The following is a 16373-nucleotide window of genomic DNA, read 5'->3' on the forward strand; positions in this document are numbered from 1 at the left end:
TCCCCGGAGGACCACCCATGGCGTTCGGCTGGATCGACGAGCAGGCGCGAGCACGCGACCGCGCCGGACTCGTACGGACTCTGCGCCCCCGTCCGGCCGCTTCACCGCTCCTCGACCTGGCGAGCAACGACTACCTGGGTCTGGCCCGCCACCCCGAGGTCACCGAGGGCGCGGCCCGCGCCGCGCGGGTGTGGGGCGGCGGCTCGACCGGCTCCCGGCTCGTCACCGGCAGCACCGAACTGCACGCCGAACTCGAACGGGAACTGGCCGGTTTCTGCGGATTCGAGGCGGCCCTCGTCTTCTCCTCCGGCTACGCGGCCAACCTCGCCGCGGTGACCGCGCTGGCCCCGCACGGCTCACTGATCGTCTCCGACGCGGGCAACCACGCCTCGCTCATCGACGGCTGCCGGCTGGCCCGCGGCACCACCCAGGTCGTGGCACACGCCGACCCGGACGCCGTCCGCAAGGCGCTCCAGACGCACGAGGGCACGGCGATCACCGTGTCCGACACGGTCTTCTCGGTGGACGGCGACGCCGCCCCGCTGACCGCGCTCGCCGCGGCGTGCCGGGAACACGGCGCCGGCCTGGTGGTCGACGACGCGCACGGCCTGGGCGTGCTCGGCGACGGCGGCCGGGGCGCCCCGTACGCGGCGGGGCTCGCGGGCGCCGACGATGTCGTCGCGACGGTCACGCTGTCCAAGTCGCTCGGCAGCCAGGGCGGGGCCGTCCTCGGTCCCGCCCGGGTGGTCGAGCACCTGGTCAACGCGGCACGGACGTTCATCTTCGACACCGGACTCGCCCCCGCGGCGGCGGGGGCGGCCCTGGGGGCCCTGCGGCTGCTGCGCCGCGAGCCGGAACGTGCGGCGCGGGCCCGCGCGGTGGCCGGCGAGCTGCACGCACGCCTGACCGCCGCGGGTCTGGAAGCGGTACGTCCGGACGCCGCGGTGGTCTCGGTGCGGGCGCCCTCTCCCGAGGACGCCGTGCGCTGGGCGGCCGAGTGCCGCGCGGCGGGCCTGGCCGTGGGCTGCTTCCGTCCTCCGTCCGTGCCCGACGGCATCTCACGGCTCAGGCTGACCGCCCGCGCGGACCTGACCGCGGAACAGATCGAACGCGCTGTACGGCTGATCGGCGAGACGCGGCCATGAGTCGGCGTGACACGGCCGTGCGCCGCCCGATGAGGGACTGATCAGAAGCGGCTCAAAAGCAGGCTCAGATGCGGTCGACCGCGGCCGTGAACTCCGCCCAGCTCTCCGGAGAGAAGAGCAGCGCGGGCCCGGCGGGGTCCTTGGAGTCGCGCACGGCGAGCAGGCCGGACCGGTCCGGGGTGACCGGACGCGCGGTCTCGACGCAGTTGTTCGCGCCGGTGCTGTAGCTGCTGCGCAACCACCGCACACCGTGCAGTTCGAGGCTTGAGGGGACATGACGAGGCAGTGCACGCATGGTGCCTCCTTAAACGCCGGCGGCTGTCCCGGCGATGAAATCCAACGAGTCCTCGGGCGAAAGGGCGTGGATCTGAAGGGCGTTGAAGGCCTCCGAGTAGACCCGGAGGTCTTCTTTCCGCTCGAGGTAGAGGCTACTCGTCAAGTGGTCGAGAACAACCACATCGAGATCGGAGGTGCTCGAAAATGAGAAAATAACGAAAGGGCCGGTGACGCCGATGTGCGCCCCGGCGGTGAACGGCAGCACCTGCAACCGGACTTGCGGCAACCGAGCCGCTTCGACCAGTCGTTCCAGCTGCCGTGCCATGACCCCGGGCCCGCCCACCTCCCGCCGCAGCACCGCCTCGTCCAGGACGGCGCTCAGCTCCAGCGGCGGATCCGCCCGCAGCACGTCCTGCCGGGCCAGCCGCACCTCGACCAGCGTGTCCAGCCGCTCCTCCGACAGGCCCTCCACCGCGGCCTTCGTGACCGCACGCGCGTACTCGGGGGTCTGCAGCAGCCCCGGGACGACCGTGGTCTCCAGCGTGCGCATCACGCCGGCCTGGGACTCCAGGCTGATGAAGTCCCGGTAGGTCGGTGGCAGGACGCCCCGATAGGCGTGCCACCAGTGGTGCCGGCCGCCACCGCTGTCGTCGGCCCCTGCCAACACCATGAGTAGCTCGCGCAGTTGGGAGTCGGCGACACCGTAGGCGTCGAGCAGTAACCGCACATCGGCCGGTTTCACCCCGCTCGTACCGGTCTCGATCCGGCTGACTTTCGACTGGTGCCAGCCCACCAGCCGGGCCGCCTGTCCGCTGGTGACCCCCGCTGAGGTGCGCAGTGCGCGTAGCTCGGCGCCCAGTTTCCGGCGGCGCACCGCGGGACCGTGTTGCATGGGTTCTCCTTACTCCTTACGAGCCACCCAAATACGGTCTCGCGTCGCAGAGTTCACCGCTTTGAGCGACAGATATATGCATATCTTGGTGGATCGACGCCCCTCGCGGGTGTTCTGGTGGCAGTCTGACGACGAAGCACCAGTCCGGGACCGTACTCGAACCATCCGCTCCGTGTCGGACTCCGGTCCCGTGGGAAAGGGACGACGTCGCCATGGCAGACCATCTGGAAGCATCCGTCACTCTGCCGAGCGATCCGGCCTCGGTCTCCGCGGCACGCGCCTACGTGGTGGGCACGCTCGCGGAGTGGGGTCTGCCGGCGGACACGGAAGTGTCCGACACCGTCCGGCTCATCGTCTCCGAGCTCGCCACCAACGCCGTCCAGCACACCTTCGGCCAGTCGCCCACCTTCACGGTGGACGTCGTACTCGACCGGGACGAACGACTGCGCATCGGCGTCACGGACAGTCACCCCCGCTTTCCCAGACGGCTGCCCGCCGCCGTTCAGCAGGACAACGGACGAGGCCTGGTCATCATCCGCTGGCTGACAGCGGAATGCGGCGGCAAGCTCAGGATCCGGCCGACCCGTGAGGGCGGCAAGACCATCCTCATCGAACTCCCGTGGGCCGTCCCGGCCCGGACCGTGACGGCAGCCGGGCAGCAGGAACCGTGAATCTCAGGCGTCGAGGGTGTCACCGGCGCCGCGCTGACGCCTCTCGGTGTGCTGCTCCTCCTCGAACCGCTGCCGGCGGCGTGATGGTGCCACGCAGCGGTGCGGGGATCCGGACCGTGCCCCGGGGGACCGGCTTCTCGACGGGGGCCTCCGGTTCCTCGGAGACGCCGTCCGACGCGTCGCGCAGTCCCGACCGCCGCACCAGCCGGGGAAGCAGCCCCCACAGGCCGGTACAGACCAGGAAGGTCGCCGCGCCCGCGGCGATCCCGCCGGCCCGGCGTGTCGTCACGTCCACCACCAGCAGCACGGAACCACTGAAGGCGAACACCAGAACGATCAGCCCCGTGGTGGCCAGGCGCGAGGAGACCTGCACGATGCGCGCCTTGGCGCCCTGCTGGAAGAGCGAGCGGTGCAGCGCGGCCGGCGCGGTGAACAGCGCCGCGGCCAGGACCGCCAGCAGCAGCGTGACGACGTAGACGACGCGCTGGAAGGAGTCGAGGGACCCGAAACGCGAGGTGAAGGCCAGGGACAGCAGGAAGGCGAAGAGGATCTGTACGCCCGTCTGGGTGACCCGGAGTTCCTGGAGCAGCTCGACGAAGTTGCGGTCGGCGCGCTGCAACGGCGTCTCGCCGCGTGCGGTGCAAGGACGGTGCTCGGCCATGGAGTCACGGGTAACCATTTCAGCCCGTGTCACGCTCCGGCGTGCGGCGGCGCGTCAGGACGCCGCCGCACGCCGGGCGGATCACTTCACGCGCCCGTACCAGACGCTCTTGGTCCAGATCTTCTGCAGTCGCACCACGTCCCCGCTCTTCGGGGAGTGCCAGAGCTTGTTCTTACCCGCGTAGATGCCGACGTGGTACACGCTGCGGCCCGAGTGGAAGAACACCAGGTCTCCCGCCTTGCGGCTCTTGGCCGAGATGTGGCGCGTCTTGTTGTACTGCTGGGCGGCCGTGCGGGGCAGTTTCTTGCCCGCCTTCTTGAACGAGTACAGCGTCAGGCCGGAGCAGTCGAACCGGTGCGGCCCGGTGGCGCCGTACTTGTAGGGCGAACCCTTCTTCGAGGCCGCTATCTGGAGCGCCTTCGTCGCCGGCGTGGCTGCCGCTGCTTCGGAGGAGAAGCCGGGGGCCACGATCGAGCCGCCCACGGCGGCGATGGTGAGGGCCGAGGCCGTACCGGCCCGGACCATGAGCGACGGGACACGATTGAGCGCAGTCATGCGCAACCCTTCGTCAGCCGCCTGTGAAGGATGACCTGTCGGATTCGGGCTGGCGAAGTTGCCCGGCCGCTGACGCGGCTTCACCCCAAGGGCTGCTCGGGCCCGGTCATGGCGTGACCGTCCCGGCGACCCGTCGTGCTTGGGTCCTCCACTCCTGCCGATGCACTTCTGTCGACCGGTCATCCGGGCGGCGGCAGGACTCGGCGTCCGCCCGGACCGCCCCGCCGCTGTGGCGGGGGCTTGTCGTCGACAGGGATCTTGGCGCATGGATGTCCGGAAATCCCAACGGAACCTGGGATTTGTGTTGTTACTCACCACTCATCCGTTCGGGTGGACACCTCTGCGTTCGAGTCGCCGTCCACGGGCCCGCGGGCCGCCGGACCTGGGATGGAATGCCTGATTCCGCCCCTCGGTCAGACCTGTTGCGCAACTGCGACAGCCCGAAAACACGACTCCTGTCTACTCCGAACAGGGGTACGTCTTTCGGGCCGTTTCGACTCGGTCCCGGACGCCTCGTCATCGAAGCGGGCGTCCGGGCCGGTGAGTCCGCGTCAACTGACGGAGTCAGGGGGCAGGGTGACCCGCGCCGTGCGCCGCTCTCCGTCGAGCACCCGCAGGGCCCTGGCCAGGGTGGTGGCGTGCAGTTCCGTCTCGCCCCGCTGGTGCATCAGGGTGAGTGCGTCACGCAGCGCGATCGCCTTGCCGACCAGGGCCTGGGCGGCGCGCAGTCCACGGTAGGTGTCGCCGTCCAGGGCCGGGTTGATCCGGCCGAGCAGGTCGACGACCTCGAGGTAGCGGTCGATCAACTCCGCCTCGGCGCGCGTCAGGGCGGGCAGTGGCGGCAGTTCGGGCGGAAGCACCGGCGACTCACCTTCCGGTCGGCGGGGCCAGGGTGGCCTTGCGGTTCGGGACGATCCGGTCCACCAGGCCGTACTCCACCGCCTCCTGGGCGGTGAGGATCTTGTCGCGCTCGATGTCCGCGCTCACCTGCTCCCGGGTGCGGCCCGTGTGCCGCGCGAGCATCTCCTCCATGCGGGTCCGGATCCGCGTCAGCTCGTCGGCCTGGATCGCCAGATCGCTGGCCTGCCCGTGGACCGGCTCGGGCAGCGCGGGCTGATGGATCACCAGACGCGCGTCGGGCAGCACGGATCGCTTGCCGGGCGTGCCCGCCGCGAGCAGTACGGAGGCGGCCGCCCCGGTCTGGCCCAGGCAGACCGTCTCCACGTCGCAGTTGACGTACTGCATCGTGTCGTAGACGGCCGTCATCGCGTGGAACGCGCCGCCGGGGGAGTTGATGTAGAGCGAGATGTCGCGGTCGGGCGCCTGGTGTTCCAGGTACATGAGCTGGGCCATCACGTCGTTCGCCGAGGTCTCGTCCACCGGCGTCCCGAGGAAGACGATCCGCTCCTCCAGCAGCTTCGAGTACGGATCCATCGTCCGTTGCCCGGACCCCGTCCGTTCGGTGAACTCGGGCAGGACGTAACGGGCGGACGGTCGGGTCATGGTGAACCCCTCCTCGCGGGCGGAGCTGTCTCCGGCGACAGCTGTCTCTGTAAAAAATGTACAGGACGTACGTGACGTTATGATGGGGACATGGCCTACGAGATTCCGGTGACGCAAGCCAGGGCTGAACTCGCCGACCTGATCAACCGCGTGGTGTACGCCGGCGAGCGTGTCGTCGTCACCCGGCACGGCAAGCCTCTCGTCGCCCTCGTCTCCGCCGATGACCTGCGGCGACTCGAAGAGGCCCAGGAGCTCGCGGAGCCCGCGGAAGAGCAGGTGGTCAGCGCGGTCTCCACGGTTCACGAGGTCGCGTCCGCTGCTCGCGAACGGCAGCGGTTCGGCATCGCGGCGGAGCACCGGGGGGCCAATCCGGCTTAGCCGCCGACAGACGGAAGACCGTGCACCCCGTCCGCTGCGGCGGGGATGCACGGTCGTTCTGTGCGGGGCCGGACTCAGCCGACGGTCGTGAGCTCCCGCCTGTCGGCCGTGGGCACGCTGCCCGCCTTTCGCGCCCGGAGCGAACCGCCGAGCAGTACGGCCCCGAGGCCCAGCGCCGCCCACCAGGTCAGGGTGAGGGCCGGGCCGGTCGCCGCCGCCCCGTCGAAGTACGACACCGAGCGCAGCAGCGTCGCGCCCGCGCCGGGCGGCAGCCACTGGCCGATCGCGCCGGCCGGCTCCGGCAGCATCTCCGGCGCCGTGGCGGCCCCGGAGAAGGGGTTGCCGAGGAACATCACCACGGCTCCGGCGATCCCGACGCCGGCCGTGCCGATCAGGGCGGCGAGGCCGGCGACGGCACCGCTGACGGCCAGCGCCGACAGGCCCAGCACGGCTGCCTCCGCCCACCACTCGCCCGTGAGCACCCCGAGCCAGCTGTGCGCGATCCCGGCCGCGACCACACCCACCAGGGCGGACGCGCCGAGCAGCGCGACCACGGCCCGCGCGCCCCGCAGCCCCAGGAGGGTGACGACCGCTCCCGTCACGATGCCGGCCAGCGCGAGCGGCAGCACGGCGGCGCCCAGTGCCGCGCCGCGCGGATCGCCCGCCGGGGCGGCCACCATGTCGACCGTCTTCACCTGCCCGGCCTCGGCAGCTCCCTGCCGTGCCACGGCCTGCTGGAGGAACTGGGCCACGGCCGGCCCGGCGGCGGACGCGGTGAGCAGCTCGGGGCCCCGCGGCGCGACCACGACCGCGCCGTACACGGTCCGGTCCTCGATGGCACCCCGGGCCGCCGCCTCGTCGGCGTAGCGGTGGATCTCGAAGGCGCCCTCGTGTCCCTCCAGCTGCTTCGCCAGCTGCGCCGTCGCGGCGGGCGGCCCCGCGACGCCCAGGGGCAGGTCGCGCGGCGCGGTACGGGCGGCGGGCCAGGCGAAGGCCCACAGGGCCAGGGCCGCGAGGACAGGCACGAGGACGATGACCGCGATCAGACGGCGGCTGGTCGTGGAGGGCATGGGATCTCCTGCGGGTGACTGCACCAGCTAAAAAGAAGGATCGTTCGTTTTTCTCTGCTCCCACCGTGCTCCGCCTGGGCGACCTTGTCAAGAATGAATATTCGTTTTATTTTGTGGACCATGGCCCGCGTCTCCCAGGAACATCTCGACGCCCGCCGCCGCCAGATCCTCGACGGCGCCGCGCTCTGCTTCGCCCGCAACGGCTTCCACGCCACGTCCATGCAGGACGTGCTCAAGGAGGTCGGACTCTCCGCCGGCGCCGTCTACCGCTACTTCAGCGGCAAGGAGGAGCTGATCGGGGCGATCGTCGGCGACGTGCTCGGTTCGGTCCGCGAGGCCTTCGAGGAGGCGGCACGGGAGAGCCCGCCCCCGCCGCCGGACGAACTCGTCGCCGCCGTCCTCGGCAGGACGCTCGCCGCCCGCGAGTCCCTCGTCGTCGACGGCCGGCCCGCGTTCCCGAGGCTCGTGGTCCAGGTCTGGACGGAGACCCAGCGCAACGAGGAACTGGCGGCCGTCCTGCGGGAGGGCTACGGCTCGGTCCGCGCGGCCTGGGGCAGGATCGTCGAGGGCTACCAGGAGGCCGGGCTGATGCGGGCGGACGTGACGCCGGACCATGTGGCCCGCACGATGATCGCCGCCGTACTGGGGTTCATCGCACAGCAGTCCCTGTTCGGACCCGCTCCGGTCGAGGTCCTCCGCGATGGTCTGCGGGCGCTGACGAGCATGCGGGACGCCCCGGCGGCGGCCGATGGATCACAGCTCGGTTAACGTGCCTGAAACCCGATCCGACTAGCCTGCCGCCACGCCACCAGGGCTTTTCCCCGGGGCTGCGGCAACCGGGCCCCGCACGGTCCGGAGCGACGACTGTGAGGTGGGACGTGCAGCTGACCCCGCACGAGCAAGAGCGACTCCTGATCCACGTGGCCGCCGACGTGGCCGAGAAGCGCCGGGCCCGTGGTCTCAGGCTCAACCACCCCGAGGCGGTCGCCCTCATCACGTCCCACATCCTCGAGGGTGCCCGAGACGGCCGTACGGTCGCCGAACTCATGTCCTCCGGACGCAAGCTGCTCACCCGGGACGACGTCATGGAAGGCATCCCGGAGATGATCCACGACGTCCAGGTCGAGGCCACCTTCCCGGACGGCACCAAGCTCGTCACCGTCCACGAGCCCATCGTCTGAGGAAGGGGTCCGATGATTCCCGGAGAGATCCTCTTCGCCGACGAGCCGATCGTGTACAACGAGGGCCGCGACGTCACCCGGCTCACGGTCCTCAACGCCGCCGACCGGCCCGTCCAGGTCGGCTCCCACTACCACTTCGCCGAGGCCAACCCCGGTCTGGATTTCGACCGCGCCGCCGCCCGCGGCAAGCGGCTGAACGTCGCCGCCGGCACGGCCGTGCGCTTCGAGCCCGGGATCCCGGTCGACGTCGAACTCGTTCCGCTCACCGGCGCCCGTGTCGTGCCCGGTCTGCGCGGGGAGACCGGAGGTGCCCTCGATGCCTGAGATCTCGCGTGCCGCCTACGCCGACCTGTTCGGCCCGACGACCGGCGACCGGATCCGGCTCGCCGACACCGACCTGCTGGTCGAGATCGAGGAGGACCGCTCGGGCGGCCCCGGACTCGCCGGTGACGAGGCGGTGTTCGGTGGCGGCAAGGTGATCCGCGAGTCCATGGGCCAGTCCCGTGCCACCCGCGCCGAGGGCACCCCGGACACCGTCATCACCGGCGCGGTGATCATCGATCACTGGGGGATCGTCAAGGCCGACATCGGCATCCGCGACGGGCGGATCACCGGGATCGGCAAGGCCGGCAACCCCGACACCATGGACGGCGTGCACCCGGACCTCGTGATCGGGCCGGAGACGGAGGTCATCGCCGGCAACGGGCGGATCCTCACGGCGGGCGCGATCGACGCGCACGTCCACTTCATCTGCCCGCAGATCGCCGACGAAGCGCTGGCCTCGGGCATCACGACGCTCGTCGGCGGCGGCACGGGCCCCGCCGAGGGCTCCAAGGCCACCACCGTGACCCCCGGACCCTGGCATCTCGCGCGCATGCTGGAGTCGATGGAGGCCCACCCGCTCAACATCGGCCTGCTCGGCAAGGGCAACACCGTCTCCCACGACGCGATGCGGTCCCAGATCCGGGGCGGCGCGCTCGGCCTGAAACTGCACGAGGACTGGGGCTCCACCCCGGCCGTCATCGACGCCGCGCTCACCGTCGCCGAACAGACGGGCATCCAGGTCGCCATCCACACGGACACCCTCAACGAGGCCGGGTTCGTCGGCGACACGCTCGCCGCCATCGCCGGGCGGGGCATCCACGCGTACCACACCGAGGGCGCGGGCGGCGGGCACGCGCCGGACATCATGACCGTGGTCTCCGAGTCGTACGTGCTGCCGAGCTCCACGAACCCGACCCGGCCGTTCACGGTCAACACCGCCGAGGAACACCTCGACATGCTGATGGTGTGCCACCACCTCAACCCGGCGGTTCCGGAGGATCTGGCCTTCGCCGAGTCCAGGATCAGGCCGTCCACGATCGGCGCGGAGGACGTGCTGCACGACCTGGGCGCCATCTCGATCATCTCCTCCGACTCCCAGGCCATGGGGCGTGTCGGCGAGGTCGTCATGCGGACCTGGCAGACCGCGCACGTCATGAAGCGGCGCCGGGGCGCGCTGCCGGGGGACGGACGGGCCGACAACCGCCGGGTCCGTCGCTATGTCGCCAAGTACACGATCAACCCGGCCCTCGCCCAGGGCCTGGCGCGGGAGATCGGGTCGGTGGAGAGCGGCAAGCTGGCCGACCTGGTGCTGTGGGAGCCCGCGTTCTTCGGCGTCAAGCCGCAACTCGTCATCAAGGGCGGACAGATCGCGTACGCGCAGATGGGCGACGCGAACGCCTCCATCCCCACCCCGCAGCCCATCCTGCCCCGCCCGATGTACGGGGCGATCGGGCGGGCCCCGGCCGCCAACTCCGTCAACTTCGTCGCGCCCCTCGCCGTCGAGGACGGGCTGCCGGAGCGGCTGGGCCTCGGCAAGCGGTTCGTGGCGATCGACTCGACGCGCGGCGTCACCAAGGCCGATATGCGGGAGAACGACGCACGGCCCGAGGTACGGGTCGATCCCGACAGCTTCGCCGTGCACATCGACGGAGAGCTGGTCGAGGCGGCTCCGGCGGCCGAACTCCCCATGGCCCAGCGGTACTTCCTGTTCTGAGGCGGTCCTTATGTCACGTGCGGCGCTTCTCGTGCTGGCCGACGGCCGCTTTCCCGCCGGGGGACACGCCCACTCCGGCGGGGCCGAGGCGGCCGTCAAGGCGGGCCGGATCACCGGTGCGGCGAGCCTGGCGGACTTCTGCCGCGGGCGGTTGCACACGGCGGGGCTGGTGGCGGCGGGCCTCGCGGCCGCCGCCGCGCTCGGGATCGACCCCGTCGCGCTCGACCGTGCCGCGGACGCCCGTACCCCGTCCCCCGCGCTGCGGCTCGCCGCGCGCAAACTGGGGCGGCAACTGCTGCGGGCCGCCCGTACGACCTGGCCGTCCACCGAACTGGACGCCCTGGCACGGGGGTTTCCCAAAGGGGCGCATCAGCCCGTGGTGCTCGGGCTCGCGGCGCGGGCGGCGGGGCTGGGGCCCGTGGACGCGGCGTACTGCGCGGCGTACGAGAACGTGAGCGGACCGGCCACGGCGACGGTGCGGCTGCTGAGCCTCGATCCCTTCGACGCGACCGGGGTGCTGGCCCGGCTGGCGCCGGAGGTGGACCGGGTCGTGGACCGGGCGGTGGAGGCGGCACGCCAGGCCGTCGACGGCGGTGCCGACGCCCTGCCCGCAGCGTCGGCGCCGCTGCTGGAGATCGGGGCGGAGGCGCATGCCGGGTGGCCTGTACGGCTGTTCGCCTCGTAGCCGTCCTCTGAACGCCGTGCAGACCAACCCCTCAGGGGCGCGGGGAACCGCGCGACCAGCCCCCACTCGCCCGCACTCCGACACCACGCCCGCCAACCCGGACCCGCCCCATCAGGAGCCGCACATGCACCTCGACCACAGCCACGACGGCCCCACCGCCATGAGCGCAGACACCCGCCGCCCCGACGGCAGTCGCCGCGCCCTGCGCATCGGACTCGGCGGACCCGTCGGCTCCGGGAAGACCGCCACCGTCGCCGCGCTCTGCCGGGCGCTGCGGGACGAGCTGTCGCTCGCTGTCGTCACCAACGACATCTACACCCGGGAGGACGCCGAGTTCCTGCTCCGGGAGGCCGTGCTGCCGCCGGAGCGGATCACCGCCGTGGAGACCGGGGCCTGTCCGCACACCGCGATCCGGGACGACATCTCCGCGAACCTGGAAGCGGTGGAGGACCTGGAGGACGCCGTCGGGCCGCTCGACCTGGTCCTCGTGGAGTCCGGTGGGGACAACCTCACCGCGACCTTCTCCAGGGGCCTGGTCGACGCGCAGATCTTCGTGATCGACGTGGCCGGCGGGGACGACATCCCGCGCAAGGGCGGGCCGGGCGTGACCACCGCCGACCTGCTCATCGTCAACAAGACGGACCTCGCACCGTACGTGGGCTCCGACCTGGCGCGGATGGCCGCCGACGCCAAGGCGCAGCGGGCCGAACTGCCGGTCGTCTTCCAGTCGCTGCGGAGCGAAGCCGGGGTGACGGACGTCGCCGTCTGGGTGCGTGCGCAGCTCGACGCGTGGGCGGCGCGGGCGTGAACAGTACCGGAGTGCGGTCCCTCGCGCGGATCGTCGCCCGTGACGACGGCCGCGGCGGGACCGCCCTGCCCGTGCTGGAGAGCGACGGGCCGCTGGCGCTGCGGCGCACCCGGGGGAGCGGTGCCGAGGCGCGGGTCATGCTGGTCGGCGCGATGAGCGGGCCACTCGGCGGCGATCACTTCACCGTGGAGGCCCGGGCCGAGGAGGGGGCGCGGCTGTCCGTCGGGTCCGCCGCCGCCACCATCGCCCTGCCGGGACAGGCCAAGGGCGAGGCCCGTTACGACGTCCGGCTCGCCGTCTCCGACCATGCCGAACTGCACTGGGCGCCCGAGCAGTTGATCTCCGCGAAGGGCAGCGACCTGCGGGTCACGACACACGTCGACCTCGCTCCCACCTCGCGGCTCGTCCTGCGTGAGGAGCAGGTGCTCGGGCGGGCCGGAGAGGAACCCGGGCGGCTGACGAGCCGTCTGACCGTGCGGGTCGCCGAGCGGATCGTACTCGACCAGGAACTGGCCTGCGGCCCCGGCGCCCCGGGCGGCTGGGACGGGCCGGCGGTGCTCGCGGGTCACCGGGCCGTCGGACAACTGGTCGTCGTACGGCCGGAGTTCGTCGCAGAGCCGGTGACGGCCGGGGCGCTGGCCGAAGGGGCCGCGGTCGTTCCGCTCGCCGGGCCCGCCGCACTGGTCACCGCCGTGGCCCCGGACGCGCTGCGGTTGCGGCGGCTGCTCGACGAGGCGCTGACGTCCCTCTTCTGACCGTCCGCAGAACAGAACGTGCCTCACCGGTTATCGGATTGGCAAAGAAGGGCCGCTGCCCCCTGTTCTCAGGGACCTCACAGCCGGGAGGATCCCCGTACTGATCGCAACGATGTACGGGGAGGTCCCACTTGAGGGGTACCAGACCGAAGAGGCGGACGACGGTGCTCGGTTCGGCCGGAGCGCTCGTCGCGGCCACGCTCATAGCCGGCGCCGTCGCGGCGCCCTCGGCGAACGCGAGCGCGAGCACCCGCCACGGCCAGGACAGCGAGGCCCGGGGCGTCGCGCTCGCCGCCGCCCGGGCCGCGAAGGCCGGCATCGACTGGCAGGACTGCCCCGCCGACTGGAACCTGGCCAAGCCGATCCAGTGCGGGTACGTCACCGTGCCGCTCGACTACGCCAAGCCGTACGGCAAGCAGATCAAGCTCGCCGTCGACCGCATCGGCAACACCGGCACGAAGGCCGAGCGGCAGGGTGCGCTGATCTACAACCCCGGCGGCCCCGGAGGCTCCGGACTGCGCTTCCCGGCCCGGGTGACAGCCAAGAACCCCGTCTGGGCCAACGCGGCCAAGGCCTACGACTTCGTGGGCTTCGACCCGCGCGGCGTCGGCAAGTCCACGCCCATCTCCTGCGTCGACCCGCAGGAGTTCGTCAAGGCACCCAAGATGGACCCGGTGCCCGACTCCGAGGCCGACAAGCTCGCCCAGCGCAAGCTGGCCCGCGAGTACGCCGAGGGCTGCTACGAGCGCAGCGGCCGGATGCTGCCGCACATGACCACGCCGAACACGGCGCGCGACCTCGACGTCATCCGCGCCGCCCTCGGCGAGAAGAAGCTCAACTACCTCGGCGTCTCCTACGGCACCTACCTCGGCGCCGTCTACGGCACCCTGTTCCCGGGGCACGTGCGCCGCATGGTCGTCGACTCCGTCGTCAACCCGTCCCGCGAGAAGATCTGGTACCAGGCCAACCTGGACCAGGACGTCGCCTTCGAGGGCCGCTGGAAGGACTGGCAGGACTGGGTCGCGAAGAACGACGCGACCTACCACCTCGGCACCACCCGGGCCGCCGTCCAGGCGAAGTGGCTCCAGCTGCGCGCCACGGCGAAGAAGAGCCCCATCGGCGGCGTCGTCGGACCGGCCGAGGTCATCTCCTTCTTCCAGAGCGCCCCGTACTACGACTCCTCCTGGGCCCCGGTCGCGTCCGTCTTCAGCAAGTACGTCGCCGGTGACACCCAGGCGCTGGTCGACGCCGCCGCTCCGGACCTGTCCGACACCGCGGGCAACGCGGCCTCGGAGAACGGCAACGCCGTCTACACGGCCGTCGAGTGCACCGACGCCAAGTGGCCCACCAGCTGGCGCAGGTGGGACCGGGACAACACCCGGCTGCACCGCGACCACCCGTTCATGACCTGGGCCAACGCGTGGATGAACCTGCCGTGCGCGACCTGGCCGGTCAAGCAGCGGACGCCGGTCGACGTCCGCACCGGCAAGGGGCTGCCGGGCGTGCTCATCGTCCAGTCCGAGCGTGACGCGGCCACGCCGTACGAGGGCGCCGTCGAACTGCACAAGCGGTTCAGGGGCTCGCGTCTGATCACCGAGAAGGACGCCGGTTCGCACGGCGTCACCGGCCTGGTGAACTCCTGCGTCAACGACCGGGTGGACGCGTACCTGCTCACCGGGAAGCTGGACGGTGCCGATGTGACGTGCGCCCCGCACGCCACACCGAAGCCGTAGCCGTCGCCGTACGACGGTGAGGGGCGGCCGGGTATCCGGCCGCCCCTTTTCTCACGCCGCGAACCAGGCGTCCTCCGCCGTGTAGTCGAAGAGGTCCGGGTAGACCCGGGCGAGGGTGGGAAACGCCTCCTTCCAGTCCTGCCCGGACAGCCGACGGGTGAGCCACTCGACCGTCTCCGGCAGTGCGTCGGTGTAGGACACGACGGGCCGGTAGCCCAACTCCCGTTCCGCGGAGGCCATGTCGCACACCACCGGCAGCTCCGCCGACCAGGGCGAGCTGCCCACGGACGGCGAGGGGGGCGGTCCGTCCACCAGGACCGTCTTGCTCTCCACTCCCATGACGGCGTCCACCGCCGCCCCGATCTCGGACACCGTCGGCGACTGCGGATCGCAGGCGTTGAGCACCCGCGAACCCGGGCGGGCCGCCGCCAGCCGGATCAGCTCGGCGATGTTGCGGGCCGACGACGGGTGGAACCGGCTCTCGCCCCGGAAGGCGAGCACCCGCCTGCGCCGGCCGTCCAGGTTCCTTTTCACGAAGTACAACTCGCGGGGGAGCGGGCTGTACGGCCCGTGGACGGCGGCCGCGCGCAACAGCGTCGCGGGCAACCGGCTGCCGGCCGCGAGGAGTTCGCTCTCCAGCGCTGCCTTTCCGGTGCTGTACGTGGCGTCCCCGGGTGCGAGCGTCGGCTGGTCCTCCGGTATGGGCACGGGGTACCGCGGACAGCCGTCCGGCTCGCTCATCGTGTCGAAGCCGCGGCCCTCGCCGTCCTCGTACACCATCACCGTGGAGACGACGACAGCCGAGCCGATGCGGTCCGCCATTGCGGTCAACTGCCGTGCGTGCCGGGCCCCGTAGGCGACCATGTCGACCACGAGGTCGCAGCCGTCGCCGATCAGCGCTCTCAGCGCCGCGTCGTCCTCACGGTCCAGCCGCCGCGTCCGTACCCCTTCGGGCCAGTTCTCGTCCCGGCCCGCCCCGCGCGAGGCGGCCGTCACCTCCCAGCCGTCCCGGGCCAGCGCCTCCACCGCCGGCCGTCCGATCTGTCCCGCCGCCCCGATCACCACAGCACGTCTCATACCGGGAACGTAGATCGTCGGGCACGGCCGGGGGAACGGCTTCTGCCGACGGCAGATGTCAACTGAGCGGCATCCGCGGGAACTTCCGCTCCTTGGCGGCGGCCTCCTCGGCCTTCACGACGGCCGCGTACTGGTCGACGTACTCCTGCTCGGACAGGGAGAGGACCGCGTACATGATCTCGTCGGTGACAGCGCGCAGGATGGCTTTCTCGTTCTCCATACCGGCGTAGCGGGAGAAGTCGAGGGGCTTGCCGAAGCGGATCACGACCGGGTGGATGTTGGGGATGACCTTGCCGGGCGGCTGCGCCTCGAAAGTGCCGATCATCGCGCAGGGGATGACCGGGACGCCGGCCTTGAGGGCCATCACCGCGACGCCGACCTTGCCCTTGTAGAGCCGGCCGTCGTGTGAGCGGGTGCCCTCGGGGTAGATGCCGAGCAACTCGCCCTTGCTCAGCACGCCGAGACCCTCGCGGATCGCGGCCTGCCCTGCGTCCTTGCCCGAGCGGTCGACCGGAATCTGCCCCGCGCTGCGGAAGAAGAAGGCCGTCAGCCGGCCCTTGATGCCCGGGCCCGTGAAGTACTCGGCCTTCGCGAGGAAGGTGATGCGCCGCTTGAGGATCGCGGGCATCAGGAAGTGGTCCGAGAACGACAGGTGGTTCCCGGCGACGATGGCGGCGCCCTCCGACGGTACGTGCTCCAGACCCTCTATTCGAGGCCGGAACACCAGTCTCAGCAGCGGGCCCAGCAGCACGTATTTCAGCAGGTAGTAGAACAAAGCGGGCGCTCCTCGACTCTCGCGGTGGACTGACCGCCGCGTTCCAGCAGGTCAACCGGCATGTCGTGGGGTGCCAGTGTAGGTGCAGGCGCGACCACCGGGCACCTCGTGCGGCGAGACCGCGTCGATCCTTCACCGTTTGACTGACGGTCAGTCAGGCGTGTGCGTCC

20 protein-coding genes and 1 riboswitch are annotated in these 16373 nt (G+C 71.4%); of the genes, 11 read left to right on the forward strand and 9 right to left on the reverse strand.

Features of this window, described 5'->3' with window-relative positions; all coding sequences use genetic code 11:
• The first annotated feature begins 17 nt into the window (after positions 1–17).
• Positions 18–1145 carry an 8-amino-7-oxononanoate synthase gene (locus ABZ016_RS37765; RefSeq protein ID WP_356921271.1) on the forward strand — a complete coding sequence of 376 codons (1128 nt, stop codon included), beginning with the start codon at positions 18–20 and terminating at the stop codon, positions 1143–1145.
• A gap of 64 nt (positions 1146–1209) precedes the next feature.
• On the opposite strand, the gene ABZ016_RS37770 is transcribed toward ABZ016_RS37765, so the two are convergent.
• A complete protein-coding gene (locus tag ABZ016_RS37770) occupies positions 1210–1440 on the reverse strand; it encodes a DUF397 domain-containing protein (RefSeq protein WP_345665870.1) in 231 nt (76 codons plus the stop codon).
• A 9-nt stretch (positions 1441–1449) separates the two neighbouring features.
• Positions 1450–2313, reverse strand: a complete 864-nt coding sequence (locus ABZ016_RS37775) for a helix-turn-helix transcriptional regulator (protein ID WP_356921272.1) — start codon at positions 2311–2313, stop codon at positions 1450–1452.
• Positions 2314–2525: 212 nt separating this feature from the next.
• Here ABZ016_RS37775 and ABZ016_RS37780 point away from each other — a divergent pair, with 212 nt between their 5' ends.
• On the forward strand, positions 2526–2984 hold the full coding sequence (locus ABZ016_RS37780; RefSeq protein WP_356921273.1) for an ATP-binding protein: 459 nt from the start codon (positions 2526–2528) through the stop codon (positions 2982–2984).
• A 19-nt stretch (positions 2985–3003) separates the two neighbouring features.
• On the opposite strand, the gene ABZ016_RS37785 is transcribed toward ABZ016_RS37780, so the two are convergent.
• The 4 genes from ABZ016_RS37785 to ABZ016_RS37800 form a co-directional block, all read right to left on the reverse strand.
• Positions 3004–3645 carry a DUF6328 family protein gene (locus tag ABZ016_RS37785; RefSeq protein ID WP_356921274.1) on the reverse strand — a complete coding sequence of 214 codons (642 nt, stop codon included), beginning with the start codon at positions 3643–3645 and terminating at the stop codon, positions 3004–3006.
• Between the two features lie 81 nt (positions 3646–3726).
• Positions 3727–4200, reverse strand: a complete 474-nt coding sequence (locus tag ABZ016_RS37790) for a C40 family peptidase (RefSeq protein WP_356921275.1) — start codon at positions 4198–4200, stop codon at positions 3727–3729.
• A gap of 3 nt (positions 4201–4203) precedes the next feature.
• Positions 4204–4384: riboswitch (cyclic di-AMP (ydaO/yuaA leader) on the reverse strand.
• A 367-nt stretch (positions 4385–4751) separates the two neighbouring features.
• Entirely contained in the window at positions 4752–5060 is a 309-nt protein-coding gene (locus tag ABZ016_RS37795) for a hypothetical protein (RefSeq protein ID WP_356921276.1), read from the reverse strand.
• Between the two features lie 7 nt (positions 5061–5067).
• Positions 5068–5703: an ATP-dependent Clp protease proteolytic subunit gene (locus ABZ016_RS37800; RefSeq protein WP_356921277.1), complete on the reverse strand. Its 636-nt coding sequence runs from the start codon at positions 5701–5703 to the stop codon at positions 5068–5070.
• A 90-nt stretch (positions 5704–5793) separates the two neighbouring features.
• Between ABZ016_RS37800 and ABZ016_RS37805 the strand changes: the two genes are divergently transcribed.
• Positions 5794–6081 (forward strand): type II toxin-antitoxin system Phd/YefM family antitoxin, encoded by a 288-nt coding sequence (locus ABZ016_RS37805; protein ID WP_356921278.1) that lies wholly within the window; start codon positions 5794–5796, stop codon positions 6079–6081.
• A 74-nt stretch (positions 6082–6155) separates the two neighbouring features.
• Here ABZ016_RS37805 and ABZ016_RS37810 read toward each other — a convergent pair whose 3' ends face one another.
• The gene (locus ABZ016_RS37810) at positions 6156–7151 is read right to left on the reverse strand and encodes an ABC transporter permease (protein ID WP_356921279.1); all 996 of its coding nucleotides are present in this window, start codon (positions 7149–7151) and stop codon (positions 6156–6158) included.
• A 120-nt stretch (positions 7152–7271) separates the two neighbouring features.
• Here ABZ016_RS37810 and ABZ016_RS37815 point away from each other — a divergent pair, with 120 nt between their 5' ends.
• From ABZ016_RS37815 to ABZ016_RS37850, 8 genes are all read left to right on the forward strand, one after another.
• Entirely contained in the window at positions 7272–7919 is a 648-nt protein-coding gene (locus ABZ016_RS37815; protein ID WP_356921280.1) for a TetR/AcrR family transcriptional regulator, read from the forward strand.
• A gap of 110 nt (positions 7920–8029) precedes the next feature.
• Entirely contained in the window at positions 8030–8332 is a 303-nt protein-coding gene (locus ABZ016_RS37820) for an urease subunit gamma (protein WP_356921281.1), read from the forward strand.
• 12 nt (positions 8333–8344) lie between these two features.
• The gene (locus ABZ016_RS37825) at positions 8345–8656 is read left to right on the forward strand and encodes an urease subunit beta (protein ID WP_356921283.1); all 312 of its coding nucleotides are present in this window, start codon (positions 8345–8347) and stop codon (positions 8654–8656) included.
• Entirely contained in the window at positions 8649–10370 is a 1722-nt protein-coding gene (locus ABZ016_RS37830; protein WP_356921284.1) for an urease subunit alpha, read from the forward strand. The genes ABZ016_RS37825 and ABZ016_RS37830 overlap by 8 nt, the downstream gene beginning before the upstream one ends.
• A 10-nt stretch (positions 10371–10380) precedes the next feature.
• Complete coding sequence (locus ABZ016_RS37835) at positions 10381–11055, forward strand: urease accessory UreF family protein (protein ID WP_356921285.1); 675 nt, start codon at positions 10381–10383, stop codon at positions 11053–11055.
• 124 nt (positions 11056–11179) lie between these two features.
• Entirely contained in the window at positions 11180–11863 is a 684-nt protein-coding gene (gene ureG, locus ABZ016_RS37840; protein WP_356921286.1) for an urease accessory protein UreG, read from the forward strand.
• Positions 11860–12618 (forward strand): urease accessory protein UreD, encoded by a 759-nt coding sequence (locus ABZ016_RS37845; RefSeq protein ID WP_356921287.1) that lies wholly within the window; start codon positions 11860–11862, stop codon positions 12616–12618. The genes ureG and ABZ016_RS37845 overlap by 4 nt, the downstream gene beginning before the upstream one ends.
• Positions 12619–12749: 131 nt before the next feature.
• Complete coding sequence (locus ABZ016_RS37850; RefSeq protein WP_356921288.1) at positions 12750–14351, forward strand: alpha/beta hydrolase; 1602 nt, start codon at positions 12750–12752, stop codon at positions 14349–14351.
• Positions 14352–14402: 51 nt separating this feature from the next.
• Here ABZ016_RS37850 and ABZ016_RS37855 read toward each other — a convergent pair whose 3' ends face one another.
• Both ABZ016_RS37855 and ABZ016_RS37860 read right to left on the reverse strand, forming a co-directional pair.
• The gene (locus ABZ016_RS37855) at positions 14403–15428 is read right to left on the reverse strand and encodes an NAD-dependent epimerase/dehydratase family protein (protein WP_356921289.1); all 1026 of its coding nucleotides are present in this window, start codon (positions 15426–15428) and stop codon (positions 14403–14405) included.
• 58 nt (positions 15429–15486) lie between these two features.
• On the reverse strand, positions 15487–16203 hold the full coding sequence (locus ABZ016_RS37860; RefSeq protein WP_356921290.1) for a lysophospholipid acyltransferase family protein: 717 nt from the start codon (positions 16201–16203) through the stop codon (positions 15487–15489).
• Positions 16204–16373 lie beyond the last annotated feature (170 nt).

Origin of the sequence: Streptomyces sp. NPDC006372 (assembly GCF_040612515.1) — a bacterium.
Taxonomy (GTDB): domain Bacteria; phylum Actinomycetota; class Actinomycetes; order Streptomycetales; family Streptomycetaceae; genus Streptomyces.

Bases quoted from the DNA above. Each gene is read 5' to 3' on its own strand.
- ABZ016_RS37765 (WP_356921271.1), top strand. From the start codon at position 18: ATGGCGTTCGGCTGGATCGACGAGCAGGCGCGAGCACGCGACCGCGCC.
- ABZ016_RS37770 (WP_345665870.1), bottom strand. From the start codon at position 1,440: ATGCGTGCACTGCCTCGTCATGTCCCCTCAAGCCTCGAACTGCACGGT.
- ABZ016_RS37775 (WP_356921272.1), bottom strand. From the start codon at position 2,313: ATGCAACACGGTCCCGCGGTGCGCCGCCGGAAACTGGGCGCCGAGCTA.
- ABZ016_RS37780 (WP_356921273.1), top strand. From the start codon at position 2,526: ATGGCAGACCATCTGGAAGCATCCGTCACTCTGCCGAGCGATCCGGCC.
- ABZ016_RS37785 (WP_356921274.1), bottom strand. From the start codon at position 3,645: ATGGCCGAGCACCGTCCTTGCACCGCACGCGGCGAGACGCCGTTGCAG.
- ABZ016_RS37790 (WP_356921275.1), bottom strand. From the start codon at position 4,200: ATGACTGCGCTCAATCGTGTCCCGTCGCTCATGGTCCGGGCCGGTACG.
- ABZ016_RS37800 (WP_356921277.1), bottom strand. From the start codon at position 5,703: ATGACCCGACCGTCCGCCCGTTACGTCCTGCCCGAGTTCACCGAACGG.
- ABZ016_RS37805 (WP_356921278.1), top strand. From the start codon at position 5,794: ATGGCCTACGAGATTCCGGTGACGCAAGCCAGGGCTGAACTCGCCGAC.
- ABZ016_RS37810 (WP_356921279.1), bottom strand. From the start codon at position 7,151: ATGCCCTCCACGACCAGCCGCCGTCTGATCGCGGTCATCGTCCTCGTG.
- ABZ016_RS37815 (WP_356921280.1), top strand. From the start codon at position 7,272: ATGGCCCGCGTCTCCCAGGAACATCTCGACGCCCGCCGCCGCCAGATC.
- ABZ016_RS37825 (WP_356921283.1), top strand. From the start codon at position 8,345: ATGATTCCCGGAGAGATCCTCTTCGCCGACGAGCCGATCGTGTACAAC.
- ABZ016_RS37830 (WP_356921284.1), top strand. From the start codon at position 8,649: ATGCCTGAGATCTCGCGTGCCGCCTACGCCGACCTGTTCGGCCCGACG.
- ABZ016_RS37835 (WP_356921285.1), top strand. From the start codon at position 10,381: ATGTCACGTGCGGCGCTTCTCGTGCTGGCCGACGGCCGCTTTCCCGCC.
- ureG (WP_356921286.1), top strand. From the start codon at position 11,180: ATGCACCTCGACCACAGCCACGACGGCCCCACCGCCATGAGCGCAGAC.
- ABZ016_RS37855 (WP_356921289.1), bottom strand. From the start codon at position 15,428: ATGAGACGTGCTGTGGTGATCGGGGCGGCGGGACAGATCGGACGGCCG.